Genomic DNA, 327 nt, shown 5'->3' with positions numbered 1-327 from the left:
GCCAAGCGTGCGCAGCACCACGCCGTGCCGGTTCAGATGCAGGAATGGCAGCGCAGCAGACAGGAAAAAAACTAACCAGATGGAGCCAACAAAGGCGGCCAGAAGGAGACCACGTGCCTTGACCTGCACGAAGAGCGAGTCAGAAGTGGAAGTCGTGCCAGAGAGCCGGGTTGAGTCTTGCGGCATTACCAGTTACTCCCTACTCGGCTTGATATCAATTGTCATGGACGCGATGACGTGCGCGCTTTAGCTTTTGCGCTGCCGCGGTTCCCCCGGAGACCTATCTGACGGTGCGTAACGGGTGCGGCTGCGGATAATGACTCGAGA

At 58.1% G+C, this 327-nt stretch carries 1 pseudogene; it reads right to left on the bottom strand.

Annotation, left to right across the window (positions count from 1 at the left end):
- Window positions 1-186: pseudogene (locus tag P0D96_RS48545) on the bottom strand (hypothetical protein); the annotation flags it as partial.
- Window positions 187-327 lie beyond the last annotated feature (141 nt).

It is taken from the genome of Paraburkholderia sp. RL17-347-BIC-D (assembly GCF_046027915.1).
Taxonomy (GTDB): domain Bacteria; phylum Pseudomonadota; class Gammaproteobacteria; order Burkholderiales; family Burkholderiaceae; genus Paraburkholderia.
The sequence above is the reverse complement of the archived record's forward strand: the minus strand, read 5'-3'. Positions and strand labels throughout refer to the sequence as shown.